This is a genomic window from Streptomyces sp. NPDC059787 (assembly GCF_042732315.1).
Taxonomy (GTDB): domain Bacteria; phylum Actinomycetota; class Actinomycetes; order Streptomycetales; family Streptomycetaceae; genus Streptomyces; species Streptomyces atrovirens.
The window spans coordinates 1-21,526 of record NZ_JBHWHX010000032.1 but is presented as its reverse complement, the minus strand read 5'-3'; the positions used below and the strand labels follow the sequence as shown (position 1 = coordinate 21,526).

The window sequence follows — 21,526 nt, the reverse complement described above, 5'->3', positions numbered from 1 at the left end:
ACCACCGGGACGCTGTGCCCCCTGTCGGACGAAAGGGAGCCCGGCGCCGACGCCCGGAGATCCGGCAGATTTTTTCCGGTGAATGTCCGGCCGGGCAGGTGCCGTCCCCGCCCCGGAGGGGAGGGGACGGCACCTGCGGAAGGCCTGGCCGCCGAACGGTCAGCGCCCGGTCAGCGCACGGGCGCGTCGGGCGAGGCGCCGGACGGTCGCGTTGCGCGGGAGGAAAGACAACTGGGCCGGGACCCCGCCCGGCAGCGCGAGCGAGGTCAGGCGGCGGCGCTTGAAGTAGCGCCACGTACGGGTGTCGAGGTGCCGGGAGAGATACTGCTCGGCATCCGCCCGCAGCTCCGGATGGATCCTGGGCTGCATCGTGTGGCCCACGGCCCTGAGCAGGGCGGCCAGGTCCGCCGACCCCTCCGGCGCGGGCGTCCGCCGGTCGGCCACCGCCGCCGCGTCCTCCAGGTCGGGCAACAGGGCGTCCGCGATGGTCAGCGGTACACGATCGCCGTTCTGGTAGGGCGCGAGCCGGGCCAGCAGCGTGTCGGTGCCCACCCGCGCGACCGGAAGGCCGTACAGACCGGCCGCGGTGAACAGCGCGGTCGGGAAACAGCCGACGACGAGGGCGGGACGCACCCGCTGGAACACCGCCTCGGCCAGGACGGGACCCTCCGGCACGGTCAGCCGGGCACCGAGCCGCTCGGCCTCCTCCGACAGCCGGCCCGGCCGGCGCGCGGGCGCCGCCGGATGCGGTACGAAGAGCAGCCGGCGGTGGCCCAGCGCCACCGCGCCGCGCACCATGCGCAGGTACAGCTCCTCCTCCTGGTGGCCGGTGAGGAGACCGGGCGCGGACAGGTACTGGCCCAGCAGCAGCGCCGGCCGCTCGGCCCCGTCCGCCACGTCGGCGAGAGCGTCCTCGTCCTGGGCGAGTTCGCCCAGGACCTTCGTCAGCGCCTCGGCCGGGACCTCCTCGGACGGCACGCCGAACTCCGTGAGCAGCAGCGGAGCGAGCCCCGGTACGAGACCGGGGTGCAGCAGCCGGTCGACGCGGGTGCCCACCAACGGGTCGATCTTGCCGGGGGTGGGGCCGTAGCCCATGAGGCCGTCCGCGTAGACGTCGACGGGGGCGTCCGTGAACAGCCGGCACACGGCGAGCGCCGGGTCCGCGTGGACGGACTGCACCACCAGCCGGATCCCGTCGTCGCCGAGCCCCCACAGCAGCCGTACGTACCGCTCCCACATCGGGACGTCGTCGGCACGGGGGCTCCAGCCGCCGGGATGGAAGGGAGCGATGGTCCCGTTCCAGGACAGCACCTCGTCGAAACGCTCCCGGATCCGGGCGAAGCCCGGCATGGCGTCGAGGGCGGGGGCGGTCTCGGGGACGGCCGCGTCGTTGCCGACCAGCAGCAGGCGCCGGTCGGCGGGCTCGAAGAGCCCGGCGTCCAGGGCGGCCGCCAGCGTGGCGGCTCCGTACAGGGTCGACGCGCAGAAGATCTGCGTGGTGCGGGACATCAGACGGCCACCGCCCGGCCGGACGCCGGCCGCCGGCGCAGCCGCCTGAGCGGGGTCGCCCGCCGGGTGTTCATGGAGTCCAGGACCTCCGTGAGGACGGCCTGCGGCAGGCGTTTGAGGGCGGCGGACGTCAGGGAACGCAGTTTCCTCGCCACGGCGGGTTCGAACCTCTCGATCGATCCGAGGTGATGGGCCATGACGGCGCAGTACGTGCGCACGGCCTTCGGTAGCAGGGTGCCGGCGTCCGGGTCCGCGGCCGTCTCGGCGATCACCTGGTCGAACGCCCGCAGGAAGTCCAGTTGCCGCACGTCCCCGATCTGGGTGAGCGACGAGGCGACGCCCCGGCGGTAGTGGACGCCCAGCAGCCCGACGACGGCGAAGGACTCCGCCTCACGGTGCAGCTTCCAGATCCACGGCCGGTCCTCCGCGGTGCGCAGCCCGTCCGTGAAGTGCAGCAGCCCCCGGTCCACCAGCCGGCGGTGGTAGACACCGGCCCACGCGTAGGCGTAGTCGACGCAGGTCGTCCGGTCGGCGGGCAGGATCGCCTCCCGCGGGGCCATCACCACTCCCCGGCGGCCGTGCGGGACGCGGTGGATGCTGCGGGCCCGCCCCGTGCACTGGACGTGGTCGGTCCGCAGGAAGTCGCAGTCCAACCGCTCGGCCGCGGCCACGAGTTGCGGGTAGTAGCCGGGCGCGAGCCAGTCGTCGCCGTCGAGGAACGTCAGGAACCGGCCGCGCGCCCGGTCGATCCCGGTGTTGCGCGCGGTGGCCAGCCCGCCGTTGTGCTCGTGCCTGACGTACACCGCACCCGGCAGCTCACGCGCCGCGCGCGCGAGGATCTCCGGGGTCTCGTCCCGCGAACAGTCGTCCACGAGTATGAACTCGAAGTCGTCGCGCGCGTTCGCACGCAGACTCCTCAGAGTGTCCGGGGCGTATTGCTGCACGTTGTAGAACGGCACGATGACGGAGAGCTTCAGCACGCGGGCGACGTTAGGCGGCGGCCCGGCATTCGGTCCGACCGCCCACTGGATACCGGATGAACTGCGTGTGGCGAATTCGTGAACCACGGTTCCCCTCGGCCGGACAAGGGCTCGAATCGCCATTCGGCGGTGTGCTGTTAACCGTTTGTTGTGTTCGGGTTGGGCGGTTCCTAGGAATCGATTCCTAGCGTCTTCGACGTGCCAGCAAGTGCAACGAAGCCTCTCAGGGTCGCGGTCCTCGCGGATTCCGACACCCGGTGGAAATGGGGCGCGCTCACCGCGAACCGCGTCGCGCCGCGGGACGTCCGCCTCGACGGATTCCTGCTGCGGGGCCGCGCCACCCCCACCGCCCGCCAGCTCGGCGAGGTCGGCGTCCCCGCGGACTCGCTCCGCGAGGTCACCGCCGTCGAGTTCCTGCGCGCGATGCGCGAGGAGTCGTACGACCTCCTCGTGCTCGCCCTGGTCGGCGGCGGGGTGCAGGCGATGCTGCACGGACTCAAGCGCGCCTGGGAGGACCGGCCGCGGCGGCCCGTCGTCGTCACCGGATACGTCGGTGTCGTCTACGAGAAGCTCGCCGACGGCCTGCTGCTGCGCCACGGCGCCGACCTGGTGCTCGCCAACTCCCGCCAGGACGCGGACCGTTTCCGAGCCGTGTACGAAGGGGTGGGCGCCGACGCCTCCTCGGTGACCGAGGTCGCGCTGCCGTTCCTCGGCGGGACCGCGTACGAGGGCGAACACGACCCCTCTGCGGAGCAAGGGCGCAGGCCCTACACGGTCGTCTTCGCCGCCCAGCCCTCCGTCCCGGACAGCCGCAGGGACCGTACGTACCTGCTGGACCGGCTGGTGCGGCACGCCCGCCGGCACCCCGAGCGCGAGGTGCTGCTGAAGCTGCGCTCCAAGCCCGGCGAACACACCACGCACATCGAGGAACTGCCCTACCAGAAGCTCGCCCAGCGGCAGGACCTGCCACCCAACTTCCGCCTCGTGTACGGGCACATGGGCGAGGTCCTCGACCGGACCGACCTCCTCGTCACGGTCAGCTCCACGGCCGCCCTGGAGTCGCTGCACCGCCGCATCCCCACCGTGGTCCTCACCGACCTCGGCATCCGGGAAGCCCTCGGCAACCACCACTTCGTCGGCTCCGGCTGCCTCGCCTCCTGGGACCAGCTCGACGCCGGACACCGCCCGGAGCCCGACGCGGAGTGGGTGGCACGGCAGGGGGTCGCGGTGGGCGGCTCGTACGGGACGGCCTTCGACGCGGCCCGCGAACGCATCGCCGGGCTGCTCGGCCGGCCCGCCGGACTGCCGCCCCTCACCCCGTACTACACGCCCGTCACCGCGCCCGGCTATCTGCCCGGCATCCTCGCCCGCCACCACCTCGGCCCGGACGGCACCCCGCTGCCCGGCGCGCCCGCCGCCGACAGGGAGCCCGGACCGGTCCGGCAGATCGTGCGCCGGGCGGCGCGCGGCGCCTACCGGCACGGAGTGCAGCGCGTGGCCCCGGTGATCCGCCGGATGGGCGAACTGTGACCGGCCCGACCCCTGCTCAAGGAGCTGATCCCATGTCCAACCCGCCGACGGTGCGCCGGGTGCTCGCCGTGATCCCCGCGCGCGGCGGCTCCAAGGGCGTACCCGCGAAGAACCTCGCCCCCGTCGGCGGCGTCCCCCTGGTGGCGCGCGCCGTGCGCGAGTGCCGCGCCTCCCGGTACGTCACGGACGTCGTCGTCTCCACCGACGACCAGGCCATCGCGGCCGCCGCCCGGCAGGCCGGCGCCGAGGTCGTGCTGCGGCCCGCCGCCATCGCCGGCGACACCGCCACCTCCGAGGCCGCCGTCCTGCACACCATGGACACCCACGAGGCCCTGCACGGCGCCCCCGTGGACGTCGTCCTGCTCGTGCAGTGCACCAGCCCCTTCCTGCTCCGCGAGGACATCGACGGGGTGGCCGGCGCGGTCGTCGACCAGGGCGCCGACACGGCGGTGACGGTCGCCCCGTTCCACGGCTTCGTCTGGCGCGACGCGGCGGACGGGACGACGACCGCCGCCGGAGGCCACGGCGTCAACCACGACAAGTCCTTCCGCCCCCGCCGCCAGGACCGCCCCCAGGACCTCCTGGAGACCGGCGCCGCCTACGCCATGGGCGCGGCCGGCTTCCGCGAGCACAAGCACCGCTTCTTCGGCCGCACCGAACTCGTCCGCACCGACCCGGCCCGCGTGCTGGAGATAGACGACCCGCACGACCTCGCCCGGGCCCGCGCCCTCGCCCCGCTCTTCGACGCGGAGCGGCCCGGTGCACTCCCGACCGCCGACGACATCGACGCGGTCGTCCTCGACTTCGACGGCACCCAGACCGACGACCGGGTGCTGATCGACTCCGACGGACGGGAGTTCGTCTCCGTGCACCGCGGGGACGGACTCGGCATCGCGGCCCTGCGCCGCAGCGGCCTGAAGCTGCTCATCCTGTCCACGGAACAGAACCCGGTCGTCGCCGCCCGCGCACGCAAGCTCAAGCTCTCCGTGCTGCACGGCATCGACCGCAAGGACCTCGCACTGAAGCAGTGGTGCGAGGAGCAGGGCATCGCGCCGGAGCGCGTGCTCTACGTCGGCAACGACGTCAATGACCTCCCGTGCTTCGCCCTCGTCGGCTGGCCCGTGGCGGTCGCGAGCGCCCACGACGTCGTACGCGGCGCCGCACGCGCGGTCACCACCCTCCCCGGCGGTGACGGCGCGATCCGAGAGATCGCCGGCTGGATCCTCGGTCCCTCTCTCGATTCCCTCCCCAAGTAAGGAAACGCCAGGCCATGAGCACCAACTCCCGCATCCGCACCTTCGGTACCCGCGAGGCCGGCCCCGGCCGCCCCGTGTACGTCACCGGTGAGATCGGCATCAACCACAACGGTGACATCGAGAACGCCTTCAAGCTGATCGACGCCGCCGCCGAGGCCGGCTGCGACGCGGTCAAGTTCCAGAAGCGCACCCCCGAGATCTGCACCCCGCGCGACCAGTGGGACATCGAGCGCGACACCCCCTGGGGCCGGATGACGTACATCGACTACCGCCACCGCGTGGAGTTCGGCGAGGACGAGTACCGCCAGATCGACGCCTACTGCAAGAAGAAGGGCATCGACTGGTTCGCCTCCCCGTGGGACACCGAGGCCGTCGCCTTCCTGGAGAAGTTCGACGTCCCCGCCCACAAGGTGGCCTCCGCCTCCCTCACCGACGACGAGCTGCTGCGCGCCCTGCGCGCCACCGGCCGTACGGTGATCCTCTCCACCGGCATGTCCACCCCGAAGCAGATCCGCCACGCGGTCGAGGTCCTGGGCAGCGACAACATCCTCATGTGCCACGCCACGTCGACGTACCCGGCGCAGGCCGAGGAGCTCAACCTCCGCGTCATCAACACCCTCCAGCAGGAGTACCCGAACGTCCCGATCGGCTACTCCGGCCACGAGACCGGTCTGCAGACCACCCTCGCCGCCGTCGCCCTCGGCGCCGTCTTCGTCGAGCGCCACATCACCCTCGACCGCGCCATGTGGGGCTCCGACCAGGCCGCCTCCGTCGAGCCGCAGGGCCTGACCCGCCTGGTCCGCGACATCCGCACCATCGAGGCCTCCCTCGGTGACGGCGTCAAGAAGGTCTACGACTCCGAGCTCGGCCCGATGAAGAAGCTGCGCCGCGTCACCGGCGTGGTCGCCGAGGCGGAGATCGCCACCGCCGCCGGCGAGCCCCTCGCCGTCTGAGCAACCGAACCCACCCATCCCTTACGACGACGGGAACGGTCGTACGTCGATGAGCCCCCGCGCCGGCCGGCCCGGCCCCCACACTCTCGCCTTCGTCGAGAGCCCGGTACAACTGCTCAACGTGCTGGAGTGGGCGCACGCGCATGCGCCCGGCGTGGGGCTCACCCTCGTGGTGCTGTCCCCGGTCGACCCCATGACCCGCGGCCAGCTGCGCCGCATGGCGGAGCTGGCCCGCGAGGAGGGACACGAGGTCCGCTGGGAGGAGGCGCGGGGCGGAGCGGGCGCACCGTTCCAGACGGTCGGCGGTCTGACCGCCCCGCTCCGCCGGGCCACCCGTGTCGTCCTCGGCGACCCCTTCTCCCGCTACGTCCAGCTGCTGCTGACGATCACCCGCGCCCGTGAGGTCGTCGTCGTCGACGACGGCACCGCGACCATGGAGTTCGTCGGCCAGCTGGCCCGGGGCGAACGCCTGGTGCGCTGGCACCGCAAGGGCGGCCGGCCCGGCCCCCGCGAACTCGTCCTCGCCCCCGTGTCCGCCGCCGCCAGGCGCCGGCTCACCCCCGGCGAGAAGCGCACGGTGGAGGTCTTCACCTCCATGCCCATGGAGGACACCCCGCCCGGCGTCACCGTCAGCTCCCACACCTTCACCTGGACCCGGGACCGCTTCGGCCCGCCCCGCGTCACCCGGGGCGCCGACATGGTCGGCACGTCCCTGGTGGAGACCGGCGTGGTGGACGCCGACGCCTACCTGGAGGCCGTACGCTCCCTGGTCGCCACGCACGGCGCCAAACGCTACTTCGCCCACCGCCGCGAGAGCACGGAGAAACTCCACCGGCTCGCCGTCGAGACGGGACTGGAGATCGTCCGCCCCGAGCTCCCGCTGGAGATCGTCGCCCGGCGCGGCCCCGTCGGCGCCACCGTCCTCAGCTTCCCCTCCACGGTCGTCCACACCCTCCCGCTGGCCCTCGCCGGCACCGGCGTCCGCGTCGTGGTGTGCGACATAGACCCCGCCTGGCTGACCAAGCACGCCTCCCCCCGAGCCCAGGGCTTCCTGGCCAACGTCACCGACACGGCCAGGTCCGCCCACCACCTGCGGACGGTGCCGGCGGTCTGAGTTCCCGGCGCCGGAAGGGGGCAGGTGTTCGGGTGCCCGCTCGTGTCGGCGAAACCTGATGTCACCAGGTGAGAGCGCCCGTATGCTGGCCGTGGAGCCGGTTCTCGCCCCGCTGGAGGTCCTGATGAGCACGCCCGCACCCGAAGGCCTCGGCTATCCACAACCGAGGCCACGCGTGTCGGTCGAGGAGCTGCTGGCGGCGAAGAACACACAGCCGATCCGTTCCCTGGACGACCTCGCCGCCGACACCTTCGAGTCGGACGAGGAGCTGGAAGAGTTCCTCGCCTTCACCTACGCCGAGCGTCGGCGCGACGCCGCCTGAGCCTGCCGCATGCAACCCGTCGTCCTCGACACCGACGTCGCCTCCCTGCTGCACAAGCGCAAGCTGACCGGACCACTGGCGACCCGCCTGATCGGCCGCAAACCGCTGATCACCTTCGTGACCTACGGTGAACTCACGAAGTGGATGGAGATCCGTCACTGGGGCACCCGAAGCCGCCAGGAACTCGCCGACTGGCTCGCCGACGTCCCTGTCCTTCCGGGTGACGAAGCCGTCGCCACCACCTGGGGGCGACTGTCCGCCGCCGGGATACAGCGTGGCCGACCCCGTCCCACCAACGACATGTGGATCGCCGCCAGCGCCCTCACCTACGACCTGCCGCTGGCCACCCTCAACCTCAAGGACTACGAGGACTTCCGCCTTCACCACGGCCTTCGCGTGCTCGGCGCCGAATAGCAGCCGAACAGCAGCCGTCGCCTGCCGGCATCCGCCGAATGAACCCGCCCGCGTGCCTTCGGCCGATCGTGGTAACCGTGAGGAGTGGACGGGTGCCGGAACCATGTCCCGGATTGTGATCGACCTCATGGACCGGCAGGCCAACGGCCTATACCCTCGCAAAAAGGCGGTGAGTGTACCCACCTCAATACACGGCTATGCGTAGGGCAGCCGGATTTTCTCCCCCCAACGGGCTGATTTTTCTTGATCGGGGGTCAGTGGACGGCTCCGGCGCCCTACTCTTCAAAGGGTGAAACCACTGATGTCACTGGAGTCCGAGATCGATCTCCCCGGAGGAGCGGTGCTCCCCGGCGCGCTGCCCGAGGCCCTGCGCGCCGAACTCGTGGCCTTCCGGCGCGACCTGCACATGCACCCGGAACTCGGTCACCAGGAGTTCCGCACCACCGCGGCGATCAAGGAACGCCTCGAGCGGGCCGGTCTGAAGCCGCGCGTCCTCTCCGGCGGCACCGGCGTGATCTGTGACATCGGCACCGACGACGAGGCCGGCACGGACTCGGCGATGCTCGCCCTGCGCGCCGACATCGACGGCCTGCCCATCCCCGACATGAAGGCCGACTGCCCCTATCGCTCCACCGTGCCCGACCGGGCCCACGCCTGCGGCCACGACGTGCACACCACCGTCGTGCTCGGCACCGGCCTGGTCCTCGCCGAACTGCACCGCCAGGGCCTGCTGCCCCGTCCCGTGCGGCTGATCTTCCAGCCCGCCGAGGAGGTGCTGCCCGGCGGCGCCGCCGAGGTCGTCGAGGACGGCGGACTCGACGGCGTCGGCCGGATCCTCGCCGTGCACTGCGACCCCCGCGTCGACGCCGGGAAGATCGGACTGCGCGAGGGCGCCATCACCTCCGCCTGCGACCGGCTGGAGATCGCCCTCGACGGCCCCGGCGGCCACACAGCCCGCCCGCACCTGACCACCGACCTGGTCACCGCCGCCGCGCGGGTCGTCACCGACGTGCCCGCGCTGGTCGGCCGGCGGGTCGACAGCCGCAGCGGACTCGCCGTGACCTGGGGCCGGGTCGAGTCGGGCCACGCGCCCAACGTCATCCCGCAGCACGCCGAGCTGTCCGGCACCGTGCGCTGCCTGGACCTGGAGACCTGGCGGCAGGCCCCCGACATCGTGGTCGCCGCCATCGACGAGGTGGCCAACCTGCACCGTGCCAAGTCGGAGATCACCTACGTGCGCGGCGTCCCGCCGGTCGTCAACGAGGCCGGCGCCACCGAGCTGCTGCGCGACGCGATGATCGCCCGGCGCGGAGCCGACTCCGTCGAGGGCACCGAACAGAGCCTCGGCGGCGAGGACTTCTCCTGGTACCTGGAGCGCGTCCCCGGCGCCATGGCCCGCCTCGGCGTCCGCCCCCCGGGCGAGCGCACCGTGCGCGACCTGCACCAGGGCGACTTCGACGTGGACGAACACGCCATCACCGTAGGAGTGGAACTCTTCACCGGCGCGGCCCTCCTGGACGCCCTGCGCTGAAGACAGCCCCTCCGGCGTCTGAGGAGCGGGGTCTGGGGCGGAGCCCCAGGTTCGGGACGGGAAGGGGCGGCGGGGGCGAAAACCCCCCCCCCGGGCCCCCACCCCCCCCAACCGGTCCCCACCACCACCTCTCCCACCCGCTCCGCTTGCGCGCCCCCCGCACCAGAGGCAGCGTGGGCCGCGTACACCCGCGCTCCCCGCACCGATCGCCCGCTTCGACCCCGTACGGCCTCGTACGGCCCCCTGGTTCACAAGGACGTAACCGGCCACCGGCACGAATGGATAACGGCCCCGCTCAACCCCGTTCCCAGGAGTGTCTACGCGCGTTAATGTGCGCCGAACCGAGCGCCCACTGCGGGGCTTTGGAGAATGGGGAACTTCAGATGCGTCGGATATCCAAACTGACCCGCGTCGCGGTGGGGGTCGCCTCGCTCGCACTGGCCGCCACCGCCTGCGGCGGCACCAGCAGTGACAACGGCGACAGCGGCGGCTCCAAGGAAGACCTCGGCCTCGCCATCGCCTACGACATCGGCGGCAAGGGCGACCAGTCCTTCAACGACGCGGCCTTCGCCGGCCTGACCAAGGCCAAGGACGAGTTCGGCTACAAGACCGCCGACGTGGAGCCCACCGAGGGCGAGACCGACGCGGACAAGGAGCAGCGCCTGGCCTCGCTGGCCCGCCAGGGCTACAACCCGGTCATCGGCGTCGGCTTCGCCTACGGCCCCGCGATGAAGGCCGTCGCCGAGAAGTACCCGAAGACCACCTTCGGCATCGTCGACTCCGTCGTCGAGGGCGACAACGTCGCCTCCCTCGTCTTCGCCGAGGAGCAGGCCTCCTACCTCGCCGGCGTCGCCGCCGCCAAGGCCACCAAGACCGGCATCGTCGGCTTCGTGGGCGGTGTGGACATCCCCCTGATCCACAAGTTCCAGGCCGGTTACGAGCAGGGCGTGAAGGCGACCGACCCCAAGGTCAAGGTGATCCCGCAGTACCTGACGCAGACCGCGGAGGAGGGCGGCTTCTCCAGCCCCGACAAGGGCAAGGCCGCCGCCGAGGGCCAGATCGAGAAGAAGGCCGACGTCATCTACCAGGCGGCCGGTCTCTCCGGCCAGGGCGTCATCGAGGCCGCCGCCAAGGCGAAGGTCTGGGCGATCGGTGTCGACTCCGACCAGTACAAGCAGGAAGCCCTCGCCGCTCACAAGGACTACATCCTCACCTCCGCCCTCAAGGACGTCGGCGGCGCGGTGTACGCCCTGGCCGAGTCCGTCAAGGACGGCAAGCCGCTGACCGGCACCCAGGTCTTCGACCTCAAGGTGAACGGCGTCGGCCTGTCCGAGAGCAACCCGAAGATGGCCGAGATCCCCGGCCTGACGGACGCCGTGACCAAGGCCAAGGAAGGCATCATCGACGGCTCCATCCAGGTCGAGACGGAGTAGCCGGACCCGGTGCACACGCACGGAGAGGGCCGGCCCACCGGGTGCCGGCCCTCTCCGTCGTTCCCGTGTCCGCTCACCCACCGCCACCCTCCGTTCGCGCCCGGCAACGCCCTGCCCATCGCTCGACGCCGTATTGGCCACGGCCGCATAACAAGGTGGACAGAAGGGGTTTTCAGGCAGGTCTACGCGCGTTAATCTGCGGCAAAGCCAGCGCCGCAGCTGAACACGTCCCGGCGCTTGTACGACTAGGAGCACCACACATGCGCCGGATTTCCCGGATCACGGTCGCAGGCGCAGCGACCGCCTCCCTGGCCCTCGCCCTCTCCGCCTGCGGCGGCACCTCCACCTCTTCGAGCTCCTCGGACTCGAAGGGCGACAAGGGCCTCGCCATCGCGTACGACGTCGGCGGCAAGGGCGACCAGTCCTTCAACGACGCCGCGTACGCGGGTCTGGAGCAGGCGAAGAAGGAGTTCGGCTACGAGACGGCCGACGTCGAGCCCACCGACGGCGAGACCGACGCCGACAAGGAGCAGCGCCTGGTCTCGCTGGCGAAGCAGGGCTACGACCCGGTCGTCGGTGTCGGCTACGCGTACGCCGCCGCCGTGAAGGGTGCCGCGGAGAAGTTCCCGGACACCACCTTCGGCATCGTCGACGACGCCACGATCGAGGCGAAGAACGTCGCCGACCTGGTCTTCTCCGAGGAGCAGGCCTCCTACCTCGCCGGTGTCGCCGCCGCCAAGACCACCAAGACCGACACGGTCGGCTTCGTGGGCGGTGTGAACATCCCGCTGATCCACAAGTTCCGCGCGGGCTTCGAGCAGGGCGTCAAGGACACCGACCCCAAGGTCAAGGTCATCTCGCAGTTCCTGACGCAGACCGCGGAGGAGGGCGGCTTCTCCAGCCCCGACAAGGGCAAGAGCGCCGCCGAGGGCCAGATCGAGAAGAAGGCCGACGTCGTCTACGCGGCCGCCGGCCTGTCCGGCCAGGGTGTCATCGAGGCCGCCGCCGCCAACAAGGTGTGGGCGATCGGTGTCGACTCCGACCAGTACAAGCAGGAAGCCCTCGCCAAGTACAAGGACTCGATCCTGACCTCGGCGATGAAGGACGTCGCCAAGGCCGTGTACAACCTGGCGAAGTCGGTCGAGGACGGTACGCCCACGACCGGTATCGTCAAGGGCGATCTGAAGACGGGTGAGGTGAGCCTGTCGAACTCCAACCCGAAGTTCGCGGACGACGCCGAGCTCCAGGAAGCCATCGAGACGGCCAAGGAGAAGATCATCAGCGGCGAGATCAAGGTCAAGTCGAGCTGAGGCAAGTCACCCCTGAACCACCCGGGGTCGCGTCCGCTCGACGGGGTACGAGGAGCCAGGCTCCTCGTACCCCGTCGGTCGAGTGCGCCACCCCTTTGCATGCCGTAGGGGCGCTACGCGCGTAGACGGCCCCCGTCCCCAGGAGAGTGCGTCATCAACGCGTCCAGCAGCCCTCCGGCCGGAGCGGCGGTCAACGATTCGGTGACCGCCGTCGAACTCGCCGGCATCACCAAGCGCTTCCCCGGCGTCGTCGCCAACCACGACATCCACCTCACGGTCCGCAAGGGCACCGTCCACGCCCTCGTCGGCGAGAACGGCGCCGGCAAGTCGACCCTGATGAAGATCCTCTACGGCATGCAGAAGCCGGACGAGGGCACCATCGCGATCCACGGCGAACAGGTCAGCTTCTCCTCGCCCGCCGACGCCATCGTCCGCGGCATCGGCATGGTGCACCAGCACTTCATGCTCGCCGACAACCTCACCGTCCTCGAGAACGTCGTCCTCGGCAGCGAGAAGCTCCACGGCATCGGCGGCAGGGCCCGCCGCAAGATCAAGGAGCTCTCCGACCGCTACGGCCTCGGTGTCCGCCCCGACGTCCTGGTCGAGGAGCTCGGCGTCGCCGCCCGCCAGCGCGTGGAGATCCTCAAGGTCCTCTACCGCGGCGCCACCACCCTGATCCTCGACGAGCCCACCGCCGTCCTCGTGCCGCAGGAGGTCGACGCCCTCTTCGACAACCTGCGCGAGCTGAAGGCCGAGGGCCTGTCGGTCATCTTCATCTCCCACAAGCTGGGCGAGGTGCTCTCGGTCGCGGACGACATCACCGTCATCCGCCGCGGTACGACGGTCGGCACGGCCGTCCCCGCCGAGACGACCCCGCGCCAGCTCGCCGAGCTGATGGTCGGCAGCGAGCTGCCCACCCCCGAGACGGCCGAGTCCACGGTCACCGACCGCCCCGTCATCACCGTCGACAAGCTGCGCCTGGCGGCCCCCGGCGGCAAGGCCCTGCTCGACGACATCAGCTTCACCATCCACGCGGGCGAGGTCCTCGGCATCGCCGGCGTGGAGGGCAACGGCCAGACCGAACTGGTCGACGCCCTCATCGGCCTGAAGCACGCCGACGCCGGTGTCATCCGGCTGGCCGACGAGGAGATCACCTCCTGGGCCACCCGCAAGCGCCGCGAACAGGGCATCGGCTACATCCCCGAGGACCGCCACCGCCACGGCCTGCTCCTGGAGGCCCCCCTCTGGGAGAACCGCATCCTCGGCCACGTCACCGAGAAGCCCAACGCCAAGGGCGTCTGGCTCGACCCGAAGGCCGCCCAGGAGGACACCCGCCGGATCGTCACCGAGTACGACGTCCGCACCCCCGGCATCGACGTCACCGCCGCCTCCCTGTCCGGCGGCAACCAGCAGAAGCTGATCGTCGGCCGCGAGATGAGCCACAAGCCGCGCTTCCTGATCGCCTCCCACCCCACCCGCGGTGTGGACGTCGGCGCGCAGGCCGCCATCTGGGACCACATCCGCGAGGCCCGCCGTGAGGGCCTGGCCGTCCTGCTGATCTCCGCCGACCTGGACGAGCTCATCGGCCTGTCCGACACCCTCCGGGTGATCTACGACGGCAAGCTGGTCGCGGACGCCGACCCGGCCACCATCACCCCGGAGGAACTCGGCACCGCCATGACCGGCGCCGCCGAGGGCCACCTGGAGCACGAAGAGACCCCGGCCGACGGCGGCCAGGGTGCGGAAGACGAGGCCCGCTGATGAAGAAGTTCGACAAGGAGCGCGTACTCCTCGCGGTGGCCGGGCCGGTCATCGCGCTCGCCGTGGCCTTCGTGCTCAGCGCGATCGTCCTGATCGCCTCGGGCAAGAACCCGGTCGAACCGTTCGCCCTGATGTTCGAGCAGGCCGGTTTCTCCGACATCCAGGTCCTGATCATCAATCAGGCCTCGATGTACTACATCGCCGCCCTCGCGGTCGCCATCGGCTTCCGCATGAACCTGTTCAACATCGGTGTCGACGGCCAGTACCAGCTCGGCGCCATGATGGCCGCCGTCGTCGGCGCCCACGCCGCCCTCCCGGCGTTCCTCCAGGTCCCGCTGCTGCTGCTGACCGCCGTGCTCACCGGCGCCTTCTGGGCCGGCATCGCCGGTGTCCTCAAGGTCACCCGCGGCGTCAGCGAGGTCGTCGCCACGATCATGCTCAACGCGATCGCCACCTCGCTCATCGTCTACATGTGGAAGCCGGACGTCTTCGGCGTCAAGATCGGCAACAACAGCACCACCGGCGAGATGCACGAGTCCGGCTGGATCCCCGGCATCGACATGGGCGCGGCCGGCGAGATCTACGGCCTGGTGGTCCTCGCCGTCCTGCTCGGCATCGGCTACTGGGTCACCCTCAACCGCACCCGCTTCGGCTTCGACCTGCGCGCCTCCGGCGCCTCCGAGTCCGCCGCCTCCGCCAGCGGCGTCGACCCCAAGCGCATGGTCCTCACCGCCATGCTGCTCTCCGGCGCCATCGCCGGCCTCGCGGGCCTGCCGATCCTCCTCGGCGACTCCCACACCTACAACCTCAACTTCCCCACCGGCATCGGCTTCCTCGGCATCGGCATCGCCCTGCTCGGCCGCAACAGCCCGGTCGGCATCGCCTTCGCCGCCCTGCTGTGGGCCTGGCTCGACAAGGCCTCGCCCGAGCTGGACTTCCACGGCTACGACAAGGAGATCGCGGTCATCATGCAGGGCCTGATCGTCCTCTCGGTCGTCGTCTCCTACGAGGCCGTCCGCGAGTGGGGCCTGCGCCGCCAGCAGCGCCGGGTCGGCGCGGAGCTCGCCGCCGGTCACGTCCTGGGCGCCGACAACAACACCACGAAGGAGGTGGCCGGCCGATGACCGCTCCGACCACAGCGACCGACGTCAACCAGCCGTCGCTGGAGCACGCACCGCCGACCGGCCGCCGCATGTCGTGGCCCGTACTGCTCCTGGTCATCGCCGGAGCCCTGGCGCTGGTCTCGATCGTCCGCATCGTCACCGGTGCGGACGGCATCACCAACGTCAGCCAGATGTCCACCGCCCTCCAGCTCGCGGTCCCGATCGGCCTCGCCGGTCTCGGCGGCCTCTGGGCCGAGCGCGCGGGCGTCGTCAACATCGGCCTCGAGGGCATGCTGATCCTCGGCACCTGGTTCGGCGCCTGGGCCGGATTCCAGTGGGGCCCGTGGACCGGCGTCCTCGTCGGCATCATCGGCGGCGCGCTCGGCGGCCTGCTGCACGCGATCGTCACCGTCACCTTCAACGTCAACCACATCGTCTCCGGTGTGGCCATCAACATCCTCGCCCTCGGCGCCACCCGCTACCTCGCCCCGCTCGCCTTCGAGGGCCACCAGGGCGGCTCCGCCAAGCAGTCCCCGGCGGTCGAATCCCTCGGCCACTTCACCGTGCCGGGACTGTCCGACGCGCTGAGCGACCTCAACGACAAGGGCTGGTTCTTCGTCTCCGACGTCGCCGGCCTGCTCGGCGGACTCGTCACCGACGTCTCCTGGCTGACCCTGATCGCCGTCGCGCTCATCCCCGCCACCTGGTGGATCCTGTGGCGCACGGCCTTCGGTCTGCGCCTGCGCTCCTGCGGCGAGAACCCGATCGCCGCCGAGTCCCTCGGCGTCAACGTCTACAAGTACAAGTACCTCGCCGTGATCATCTCCGGCGGCCTGGCCGGCCTCGGCGGCGTCTTCCTCTCCATCGTGGCCAACCCCTTCTACCTGGAGGGCCAGACCAGCGGCCGCGGCTACATCGGCCTCGCCGCGATGATCTTCGGCAACTGGATGCCCGGCGGTCTCGCCATCGGCGCCGGCCTCTTCGGCTACACCGACAGCCTCAACCTGCGCGGCGGCTCCGCCAACGTGCACGCCCTGCTGCTGCTCGGCGCGCTGCTGCTGGTCATCGGCGCGATCTGGCTGGCCGTCCGCAAGAAGTACGTCAACGCGGTGATCACCCTGATCATCGGCGCCCTCGTCTGGACCTGGTACGCCACCACCAACGAGGTCCCCAACCAGGTCGTCTCCGCCACGCCGTACGTCATCACCCTCGTCGTCCTCGCCCTCTCCGCCCAGCGGCTGCGCATGCCCAAGGCGGACGGCATGCCGTACCGGAAGGGACAGGGCAAGTGACCTCCTCCGGGTCCACCGCGGCCGACACCGACTGGGAGGCGCTGCGCGCCGTGGCACGGGACGCCATGTCCCACGCCTACGCCCCCTACTCGGGCTACCCGGTCGGCGTGGCGGCCCTGGTCGACGACGGACGCACGGTGTCCGGCTGCAACGTCGAGAACGCCTCGTACGGACTCGGCCTGTGCGCCGAGTGCGGACTGGTCTCGGAGCTCCAGCGCACCGGGGGCGGCCGGCTCACCCACTTCACCTGCGTGGACGGCGACGGCGAGATCCTCGTCCCGTGCGGCCGCTGCCGCCAGCTGCTGTACGAGTTCGGCGGCCCCGGTCTGCTCCTGGAGACCCCGGCGGGCATCCTGCCGCTCTCGGAGATGCTGCCCCAGGCCTTCGGCCCTCAGCACCTCACCAAGTAATTCCCGTACGGCCCCTCCGAGCGGCTGTCGACACCCGTCGATACCGTCGACCGGAGGGGCCGCACCCTTCGCACCTCCGGAAGGAACGCCAGCCATGGCCATGGACGCCATCTCCGTCATCCGCACCAAGCGGGACCGCGGCGAACTCAGCGACGAGCAGATCGACTGGGTGATCGACGCGTACACCCGCGGGGAGGTGGCCGACGAGCAGATGTCGGCCCTCGCCATGGCGATCCTCCTCAACGGCATGAACCGCGGCGAGATCGCCCGCTGGACGGCCGCGATGATCGCCTCCGGCGAGCGCATGGACTTCTCGTCCCTGTCCCGCCCCACCGCCGACAAGCACTCCACCGGCGGCGTCGGCGACAAGATCACACTCCCGCTGGCCCCGCTCGTCGCGGCCTGCGGCGCGGCCGTCCCCCAGCTCTCCGGCCGCGGCCTCGGCCACACCGGCGGCACGCTCGACAAGCTGGAGTCGATCCCCGGCTGGCGCGCGCTGCTCTCCAACGAGGAGATGCTGTCGGTGCTGGACGGCACCGGCGCCGTGATCTGCGCGGCGGGCGACGGACTGGCCCCGGCGGACAAGAAGCTGTACGCCCTCCGGGACGTCACGGGCACGGTCGAGGCGATCCCGCTCATCGCCTCCTCGATCATGTCGAAGAAGATCGCGGAGGGCACCGGCTCCCTGGTCCTGGACGTGAAGGTCGGCACCGGCGCCTTCATGAAGACGATCGACGACGCCCGCGAACTGGCCCGCACCATGGTGGGCCTGGGCACCGACTCCGGCGTGAGGACGGTCGCCCTCCTCACCGACATGTCCACCCCGCTCGGCCTGACCGCCGGCAACGCCCTCGAGGTCCGCGAGTCGGTCGAGGTCCTGGCGGGCGGCGGCCCCTCCGACGTCGTCGAGCTGACCCTCGCTCTGGCCCGCGAGATGCTGGACGCGGCGGGCCTGCGCGACGCCGACCCGGCGAAGGCCCTCGCCGACGGCTCCGCCATGGATGTCTGGCGCCGCATGATCACGGCCCAGGGCGGCGACCCGGACGCGGAACTGCCGGTCGCCCGGGAACAGCACGTCGTCAAGGCCCCGTCCTCCGGTGTCCTGACCCGCCTCGACGCCTACGGCATCGGCGTCGCCGCCTGGCGCCTCGGCGCGGGCCGTGCCCGCAAGGAGGACCCGGTCCAGGCGGGTGCGGGCGTCGAACTCCACGCCAAGCCCGGCGACACCGTGACGGAGGGCCAGCCCCTCCTGACCCTCCACACGGACACCCCGGACCGCTTCGACTACGCGCTCCGGTCGATCGAGGGCTCCTACGACATCGAGGCCCCCGGCACGGACTTCTCCGCCACGCCGGTCGTGCTGGAACGTATCGCCTGACCTGGAGTTTCCTCCTTCGGATGAACGGGATCGGTGGACCCCCACCGGTCCCGTTCGGCATGTTGGATGACCTCATGGACGTACTGGACGGCGACTACATCAATGCTGACAACGAGTGGGACGAACTGCTCTGGCTCTGGCAGCGGACGGAGGCCCCCAAGGGCTGCCGGGTGGAGCTCGTCGAAGGGCTCGTCACCGTGGCACCTCTCGTCAGGGTTCGTCACCAGGTCATCGCCGCTCGGGTGCACCGACGGCTCTGCGAGACGGTCCCCGAGTCCTGGGGAGTTCATCAGGGCTGCCCCGTCGCCGTGCCGTCCCGGCTCGGGATCTACCTGCCGGACATCACAGTCGTACCGGAGGGAGCGCACCACAGGCGCGACGACGGCTTCCTGCCCGCGATGGTGACCGCGCTCGTAGTGGAGATCACCTCGAAGGCCACCGCGCGCACCGACCGGGCGGCGAAGACCGAGGGGTACGCTGCCGCAGGCGTGCCGCTCCACCTGCTGATCGACGGCCTGGCGGCGGGCGGACCGAGGTGCACGCTCTACGGTGTGCCGGAGATGGGCGCCTACCGCGTGCTGAGCACGGCGAAGTTCGGCGAGCCGATCAAGCTCCCCGCCCCCTTCGACCTCGTCATCGACACCGGCGAGTTCCCGGAGACCTGACTCACCCCAGCAGCGCCGCCACCACCACGAGAACCGGCACCGACAGCACCGTCGAGACCAGGATCGCCTCCCGGGCCAGCTTCTCGCCCACCCGGTAGCTGCTCGCGTACGTGAAGAGGTTCTGGGCGGCGGGAAGGGCCGAGGTCACCACCACGTCCAGCAGGTGCGCCCCGCGCAGCCCGAAGACGCCGACCGCCAGGGCCCAGGCGGCCAGGGGCTGGCCCACCGCCTTCAGCGCCACGGCGAGCAGGACGGCACCGCGGTCACCGCCCCGCAGGGGCAGGGTGCTGCCGCGCAGCGAGATGCCGAAGGCGAGCAGTACGGCGGGGACCGCCATGTTGCCGATCAGGGTCACCGGGTCCCAGACCGGCCCCGGTATCTCGACCCCGGCCGCCGACACCGCCACCCCCGCCAGCGACCCCACCGCGATCGGATTGCGCAACGGGGTCAGCAGCCGCCGCCACAGCGGCTGCTTCTCGCCCGCCGTCGACAGGTCGAGGATCGTCAGCGCGACCGGCGTGACCCCGACCAGCTGGAACAGCAGCACCGGCGCCACGAGCGAGGCGTCGCCCAGCACGTACACCGCGATCGGGATGCCCAGGTTGCCGGAGTTGACGTAGCTGGAGCACAGGGCGCCGATGGTGGTGCGGCCCACCCCCCAGCCCCGTACGACACCCACCGCGACGAAGACGCCCGCCACCGCCGCCGTGCTCAGCGCGGTGACCAGGAGGCGGCTGGAGAAGACCACCGACAGATCGGCTTGCGCGAGCGTGGTGAACAGCAGCGCCGGGGACGCCACATGGAACGCCAGCTTCGTCAGGACCTCGCGGCCCTGTGCGCCGAGATGCCCCCGGCGGCCGATGACATAGCCGACGCCGATGACGACGGCGATCACCAGGAACCCGCTCAGCACCCCCTGCACGGCGGCTCCTCGCGGACGCGAAGGGCAACGGACACCGCGGGCGGGGATGATCTATGGCACATACAGCCAACCCTCCGTGGAGGGCCGCTTCCAGGTCAATGTGATCCTCACGGCGCCGTACGCTCGCGATGAGTTACGCGCCGCCGCCCGGTCTACCGGTCGTGGACGCCATGACACCGCCCGTACTCGTGCTCGACGGCCCTCTCGCCCCGGACGAGGTGAGCGGGCCCTGCGACGCGCTGCGGGCGCTGATGGACGGCGGCGGTGGCGGCTCGGGCCGGGTGGTGGTGTGCGATGTCGCCGGGCTGGGGCCGGCCGGTCTCGCCGCCGTGAACCTGCTCGCGCGGCTCCAGCTCACCGCCCGCCGCGCCGGGGGCCGGATACGGCTGCGCGACCCCTCCCCGGCGCTATGCGCGCTGCTCGACCTGGTCGGCCTCCGCTTCGAGACGGAGGGGCAGGTCGAACAGCGGGAACCACCGCTCGGTGTCGAGGAAGCAGTGGAACCCGGTGATCCGGCCGTCTGAGATCTCCAGCACCTGGACCGCCCACGGTGTGAAGCCGCCGGCCTCCGGGTCCGGCTTGTACTGCGCGAACCCCGGCAGCCCGTTGACCTCCACCGGTATCAGCCGCGACCCCGAGCAGGCGGCGCCCAGCGTCGTCATGAAGCCCGTGATGTCCTCGGTGCCGGTCAGCCACAGGTCGAACGGCGGCATCGTCATGACGGCGTCCTCGTGCAGCAGCGCGGTCAGCGCCGACATGTCGTACCCCTCGAACGCCGCGACATAGCGATCGAGCAGCTTCCGCTGCTCCTCGTCCAGCGGGTCGGAGACCGACGCGTCGGCGCCCGGCTGCTGCCGTTCGGCGAGCGTCGCCCGGGCCCGCTGGAGCGCGCTGTTGACCGACGCGACCGACGTGCCCAGCAGCTCGGCGACCTCGCTCGCCTTCCAGGCCAGCACCTCGCGCAGGATCAGCACCGCCCGCTGCTTGGCCGGCAGCTGCTGCAGCGCGGCCATGAAGGCGAGCCGCACCGACTCCTTGGCGACCGCCGCCTCCGCCGGGTCGGCGGGCGTGGGCAGCACCCGGGAGTCGGGCATCGGCTCCAGCCACGTGCTGTCCGGGCGGGGGGAGAGCGCCGCCCGCGCCAGCGGGGTGGACTCGGTCAGATCCATCGGCCTCGCCCGCTTGTTGCCCGCCGTCAGCATGTCCAGGCAGACGTTGGTCGCGATGCGGTACAGCCACGAGCGCAGGCTGGAGCGGCCCTCGAACTTCTCGAAGCTGCGCCAGGCGCGGATCATCGTGTCCTGCACCGCGTCCTCCGCCTCGAAGGAGGAGCCCAGCATCCGGTAGCAGTACCCGGTCAGTTCGACCCGGTACGCCTCCAGCCCGGCGTCCAGGTCGGTCGTCGTCGCGGCGCCGTTCGTCATCGTCCACCCACCCCATGTGGTGTCGTCGTGGTCCACCACTTCGGAAGCTACCGCAGCCCACTGACAACGGCCCGCCGTGCGGATGAACGTGCAGGTCAGGGGGGTCGACGTAGGAGTGGTTCGCCCTCGCCGCCCCTACCCGTCCCATCCCGGGGGCGCTCCCCCCTCGAAACCTCCGCTCCTCAAACGCCGGAGGGGCTGATTTCAGCCCCTCCGGCG

Annotated in this window: 20 protein-coding genes; 16 read left to right on the top strand and 4 right to left on the bottom strand. The window is 71.2% G+C overall.

All coding sequences use genetic code 11. The features are described from left to right. Window positions 1-159 precede the first annotated feature (159 nt). Complete coding sequence (locus ACFV5H_RS26395) at window positions 160-1,509, bottom strand: polysialyltransferase family glycosyltransferase (protein WP_385197535.1); 1,350 nt, start codon at window positions 1,507-1,509, stop codon at window positions 160-162. Then, entirely contained in the window at window positions 1,509-2,489 is a 981-nt protein-coding gene (locus tag ACFV5H_RS26390; RefSeq protein WP_385197534.1) for a glycosyltransferase family 2 protein, read from the bottom strand. Before ACFV5H_RS26390 ends, ACFV5H_RS26395 begins: the two co-directional genes overlap by 1 nt. Before the next feature lie 198 nt (window positions 2,490-2,687). On the opposite strand from ACFV5H_RS26390, the gene ACFV5H_RS26385 reads away from it, so the two are divergent. The 15 genes from ACFV5H_RS26385 to ACFV5H_RS26315 all read left to right on the top strand — a co-directional run bounded on the left by ACFV5H_RS26385 (window position 2,688) and on the right by ACFV5H_RS26315 (window position 18,961). Then, window positions 2,688-4,019, top strand: coding sequence for a DUF6716 putative glycosyltransferase (locus ACFV5H_RS26385; protein WP_385197532.1), 1,332 nt, complete (start codon window positions 2,688-2,690; stop codon window positions 4,017-4,019). A gap of 32 nt (window positions 4,020-4,051) precedes the next feature. Then, window positions 4,052-5,275 carry a cytidylyltransferase domain-containing protein gene (locus ACFV5H_RS26380; protein ID WP_385197531.1) on the top strand — a complete coding sequence of 408 codons (1,224 nt, stop codon included), beginning with the start codon at window positions 4,052-4,054 and terminating at the stop codon, window positions 5,273-5,275. 14 nt (window positions 5,276-5,289) lie between these two features. Further along, entirely contained in the window at window positions 5,290-6,228 is a 939-nt protein-coding gene (locus ACFV5H_RS26375; protein ID WP_385057297.1) for an N-acetylneuraminate synthase family protein, read from the top strand. A 49-nt stretch (window positions 6,229-6,277) separates the two neighbouring features. Continuing rightward, the gene (locus ACFV5H_RS26370) at window positions 6,278-7,342 is read left to right on the top strand and encodes a hypothetical protein (RefSeq protein ID WP_385197529.1); all 1,065 of its coding nucleotides are present in this window, start codon (window positions 6,278-6,280) and stop codon (window positions 7,340-7,342) included. Window positions 7,343-7,424: 82 nt separating this feature from the next. Beyond that, window positions 7,425-7,664 carry a hypothetical protein gene (locus ACFV5H_RS26365; protein WP_385197527.1) on the top strand — a complete coding sequence of 80 codons (240 nt, stop codon included), beginning with the start codon at window positions 7,425-7,427 and terminating at the stop codon, window positions 7,662-7,664. A gap of 9 nt (window positions 7,665-7,673) precedes the next feature. After that, on the top strand, window positions 7,674-8,078 hold the full coding sequence (locus ACFV5H_RS26360) for a type II toxin-antitoxin system VapC family toxin (RefSeq protein ID WP_344557582.1): 405 nt from the start codon (window positions 7,674-7,676) through the stop codon (window positions 8,076-8,078). A 301-nt stretch (window positions 8,079-8,379) separates the two neighbouring features. Next, window positions 8,380-9,609 carry a M20 family metallopeptidase gene (locus tag ACFV5H_RS26355; RefSeq protein WP_385057302.1) on the top strand — a complete coding sequence of 410 codons (1,230 nt, stop codon included), beginning with the start codon at window positions 8,380-8,382 and terminating at the stop codon, window positions 9,607-9,609. Window positions 9,610-9,992: 383 nt separating this feature from the next. Further along, complete coding sequence (locus ACFV5H_RS26350) at window positions 9,993-11,042, top strand: BMP family protein (protein ID WP_385057304.1); 1,050 nt, start codon at window positions 9,993-9,995, stop codon at window positions 11,040-11,042. 260 nt (window positions 11,043-11,302) lie between these two features. Next, the gene (locus tag ACFV5H_RS26345) at window positions 11,303-12,352 is read left to right on the top strand and encodes a BMP family protein (RefSeq protein ID WP_385197526.1); all 1,050 of its coding nucleotides are present in this window, start codon (window positions 11,303-11,305) and stop codon (window positions 12,350-12,352) included. Window positions 12,353-12,553: 201 nt separating this feature from the next. Next, window positions 12,554-14,113 (top strand): ABC transporter ATP-binding protein, encoded by a 1,560-nt coding sequence (locus ACFV5H_RS26340; RefSeq protein ID WP_385057308.1) that lies wholly within the window; start codon window positions 12,554-12,556, stop codon window positions 14,111-14,113. Continuing rightward, complete coding sequence (locus ACFV5H_RS26335) at window positions 14,113-15,237, top strand: ABC transporter permease (RefSeq protein WP_385057310.1); 1,125 nt, start codon at window positions 14,113-14,115, stop codon at window positions 15,235-15,237. The genes ACFV5H_RS26340 and ACFV5H_RS26335 overlap by 1 nt, the downstream gene beginning before the upstream one ends. Further along, window positions 15,234-16,508, top strand: coding sequence for an ABC transporter permease (locus tag ACFV5H_RS26330; RefSeq protein WP_385057312.1), 1,275 nt, complete (start codon window positions 15,234-15,236; stop codon window positions 16,506-16,508). The genes ACFV5H_RS26335 and ACFV5H_RS26330 overlap by 4 nt, the downstream gene beginning before the upstream one ends. Beyond that, window positions 16,505-16,918 (top strand): cytidine deaminase, encoded by a 414-nt coding sequence (locus ACFV5H_RS26325; RefSeq protein WP_385057314.1) that lies wholly within the window; start codon window positions 16,505-16,507, stop codon window positions 16,916-16,918. Before ACFV5H_RS26330 ends, ACFV5H_RS26325 begins: the two co-directional genes overlap by 4 nt. A gap of 100 nt (window positions 16,919-17,018) precedes the next feature. After that, entirely contained in the window at window positions 17,019-18,296 is a 1,278-nt protein-coding gene (locus tag ACFV5H_RS26320; protein WP_385197581.1) for a thymidine phosphorylase, read from the top strand. A gap of 74 nt (window positions 18,297-18,370) precedes the next feature. Continuing rightward, a complete protein-coding gene (locus ACFV5H_RS26315) occupies window positions 18,371-18,961 on the top strand; it encodes a Uma2 family endonuclease (protein WP_385197525.1) in 591 nt (196 codons plus the stop codon). Window position 18,962: 1 nt separating this feature from the next. On the opposite strand, the gene ACFV5H_RS26310 is transcribed toward ACFV5H_RS26315, so the two are convergent. Further along, a complete protein-coding gene (locus ACFV5H_RS26310; RefSeq protein ID WP_385057318.1) occupies window positions 18,963-19,883 on the bottom strand; it encodes an AEC family transporter in 921 nt (306 codons plus the stop codon). Window positions 19,884-20,011: 128 nt separating this feature from the next. Between ACFV5H_RS26310 and ACFV5H_RS26305 the strand changes: the two genes are divergently transcribed. Beyond that, a complete protein-coding gene (locus ACFV5H_RS26305) occupies window positions 20,012-20,407 on the top strand; it encodes an STAS domain-containing protein (protein WP_385197523.1) in 396 nt (131 codons plus the stop codon). Here the strand turns inward: ACFV5H_RS26305 and ACFV5H_RS26300 are convergent. Further along, window positions 20,291-21,307, bottom strand: a complete 1,017-nt coding sequence (locus ACFV5H_RS26300; RefSeq protein ID WP_385197579.1) for a sigma-70 family RNA polymerase sigma factor — start codon at window positions 21,305-21,307, stop codon at window positions 20,291-20,293. The genes ACFV5H_RS26305 and ACFV5H_RS26300 overlap by 117 nt on opposite strands. Window positions 21,308-21,526 lie beyond the last annotated feature (219 nt).

Bases quoted from the DNA above. Each gene is read 5' to 3' on its own strand.
- ACFV5H_RS26335 (WP_385057310.1), top strand. From the start codon at position 14,113: ATGAAGAAGTTCGACAAGGAGCGCGTACTCCTCGCGGTGGCCGGGCCG.
- ACFV5H_RS26320 (WP_385197581.1), top strand. From the start codon at position 17,019: ATGGACGCCATCTCCGTCATCCGCACCAAGCGGGACCGCGGCGAACTC.
- ACFV5H_RS26350 (WP_385057304.1), top strand. From the start codon at position 9,993: ATGCGTCGGATATCCAAACTGACCCGCGTCGCGGTGGGGGTCGCCTCG.
- ACFV5H_RS26365 (WP_385197527.1), top strand. From the start codon at position 7,425: ATGCTGGCCGTGGAGCCGGTTCTCGCCCCGCTGGAGGTCCTGATGAGC.
- ACFV5H_RS26375 (WP_385057297.1), top strand. From the start codon at position 5,290: ATGAGCACCAACTCCCGCATCCGCACCTTCGGTACCCGCGAGGCCGGC.
- ACFV5H_RS26315 (WP_385197525.1), top strand. From the start codon at position 18,371: ATGGACGTACTGGACGGCGACTACATCAATGCTGACAACGAGTGGGAC.
- ACFV5H_RS26355 (WP_385057302.1), top strand. From the start codon at position 8,380: ATGTCACTGGAGTCCGAGATCGATCTCCCCGGAGGAGCGGTGCTCCCC.
- ACFV5H_RS26305 (WP_385197523.1), top strand. From the start codon at position 20,012: ATGAGTTACGCGCCGCCGCCCGGTCTACCGGTCGTGGACGCCATGACA.
- ACFV5H_RS26345 (WP_385197526.1), top strand. From the start codon at position 11,303: ATGCGCCGGATTTCCCGGATCACGGTCGCAGGCGCAGCGACCGCCTCC.
- ACFV5H_RS26380 (WP_385197531.1), top strand. From the start codon at position 4,052: ATGTCCAACCCGCCGACGGTGCGCCGGGTGCTCGCCGTGATCCCCGCG.
- ACFV5H_RS26300 (WP_385197579.1), bottom strand. From the start codon at position 21,307: ATGACGAACGGCGCCGCGACGACGACCGACCTGGACGCCGGGCTGGAG.
- ACFV5H_RS26370 (WP_385197529.1), top strand. From the start codon at position 6,278: ATGAGCCCCCGCGCCGGCCGGCCCGGCCCCCACACTCTCGCCTTCGTC.
- ACFV5H_RS26330 (WP_385057312.1), top strand. From the start codon at position 15,234: ATGACCGCTCCGACCACAGCGACCGACGTCAACCAGCCGTCGCTGGAG.
- ACFV5H_RS26395 (WP_385197535.1), bottom strand. From the start codon at position 1,509: ATGTCCCGCACCACGCAGATCTTCTGCGCGTCGACCCTGTACGGAGCC.
- ACFV5H_RS26360 (WP_344557582.1), top strand. From the start codon at position 7,674: ATGCAACCCGTCGTCCTCGACACCGACGTCGCCTCCCTGCTGCACAAG.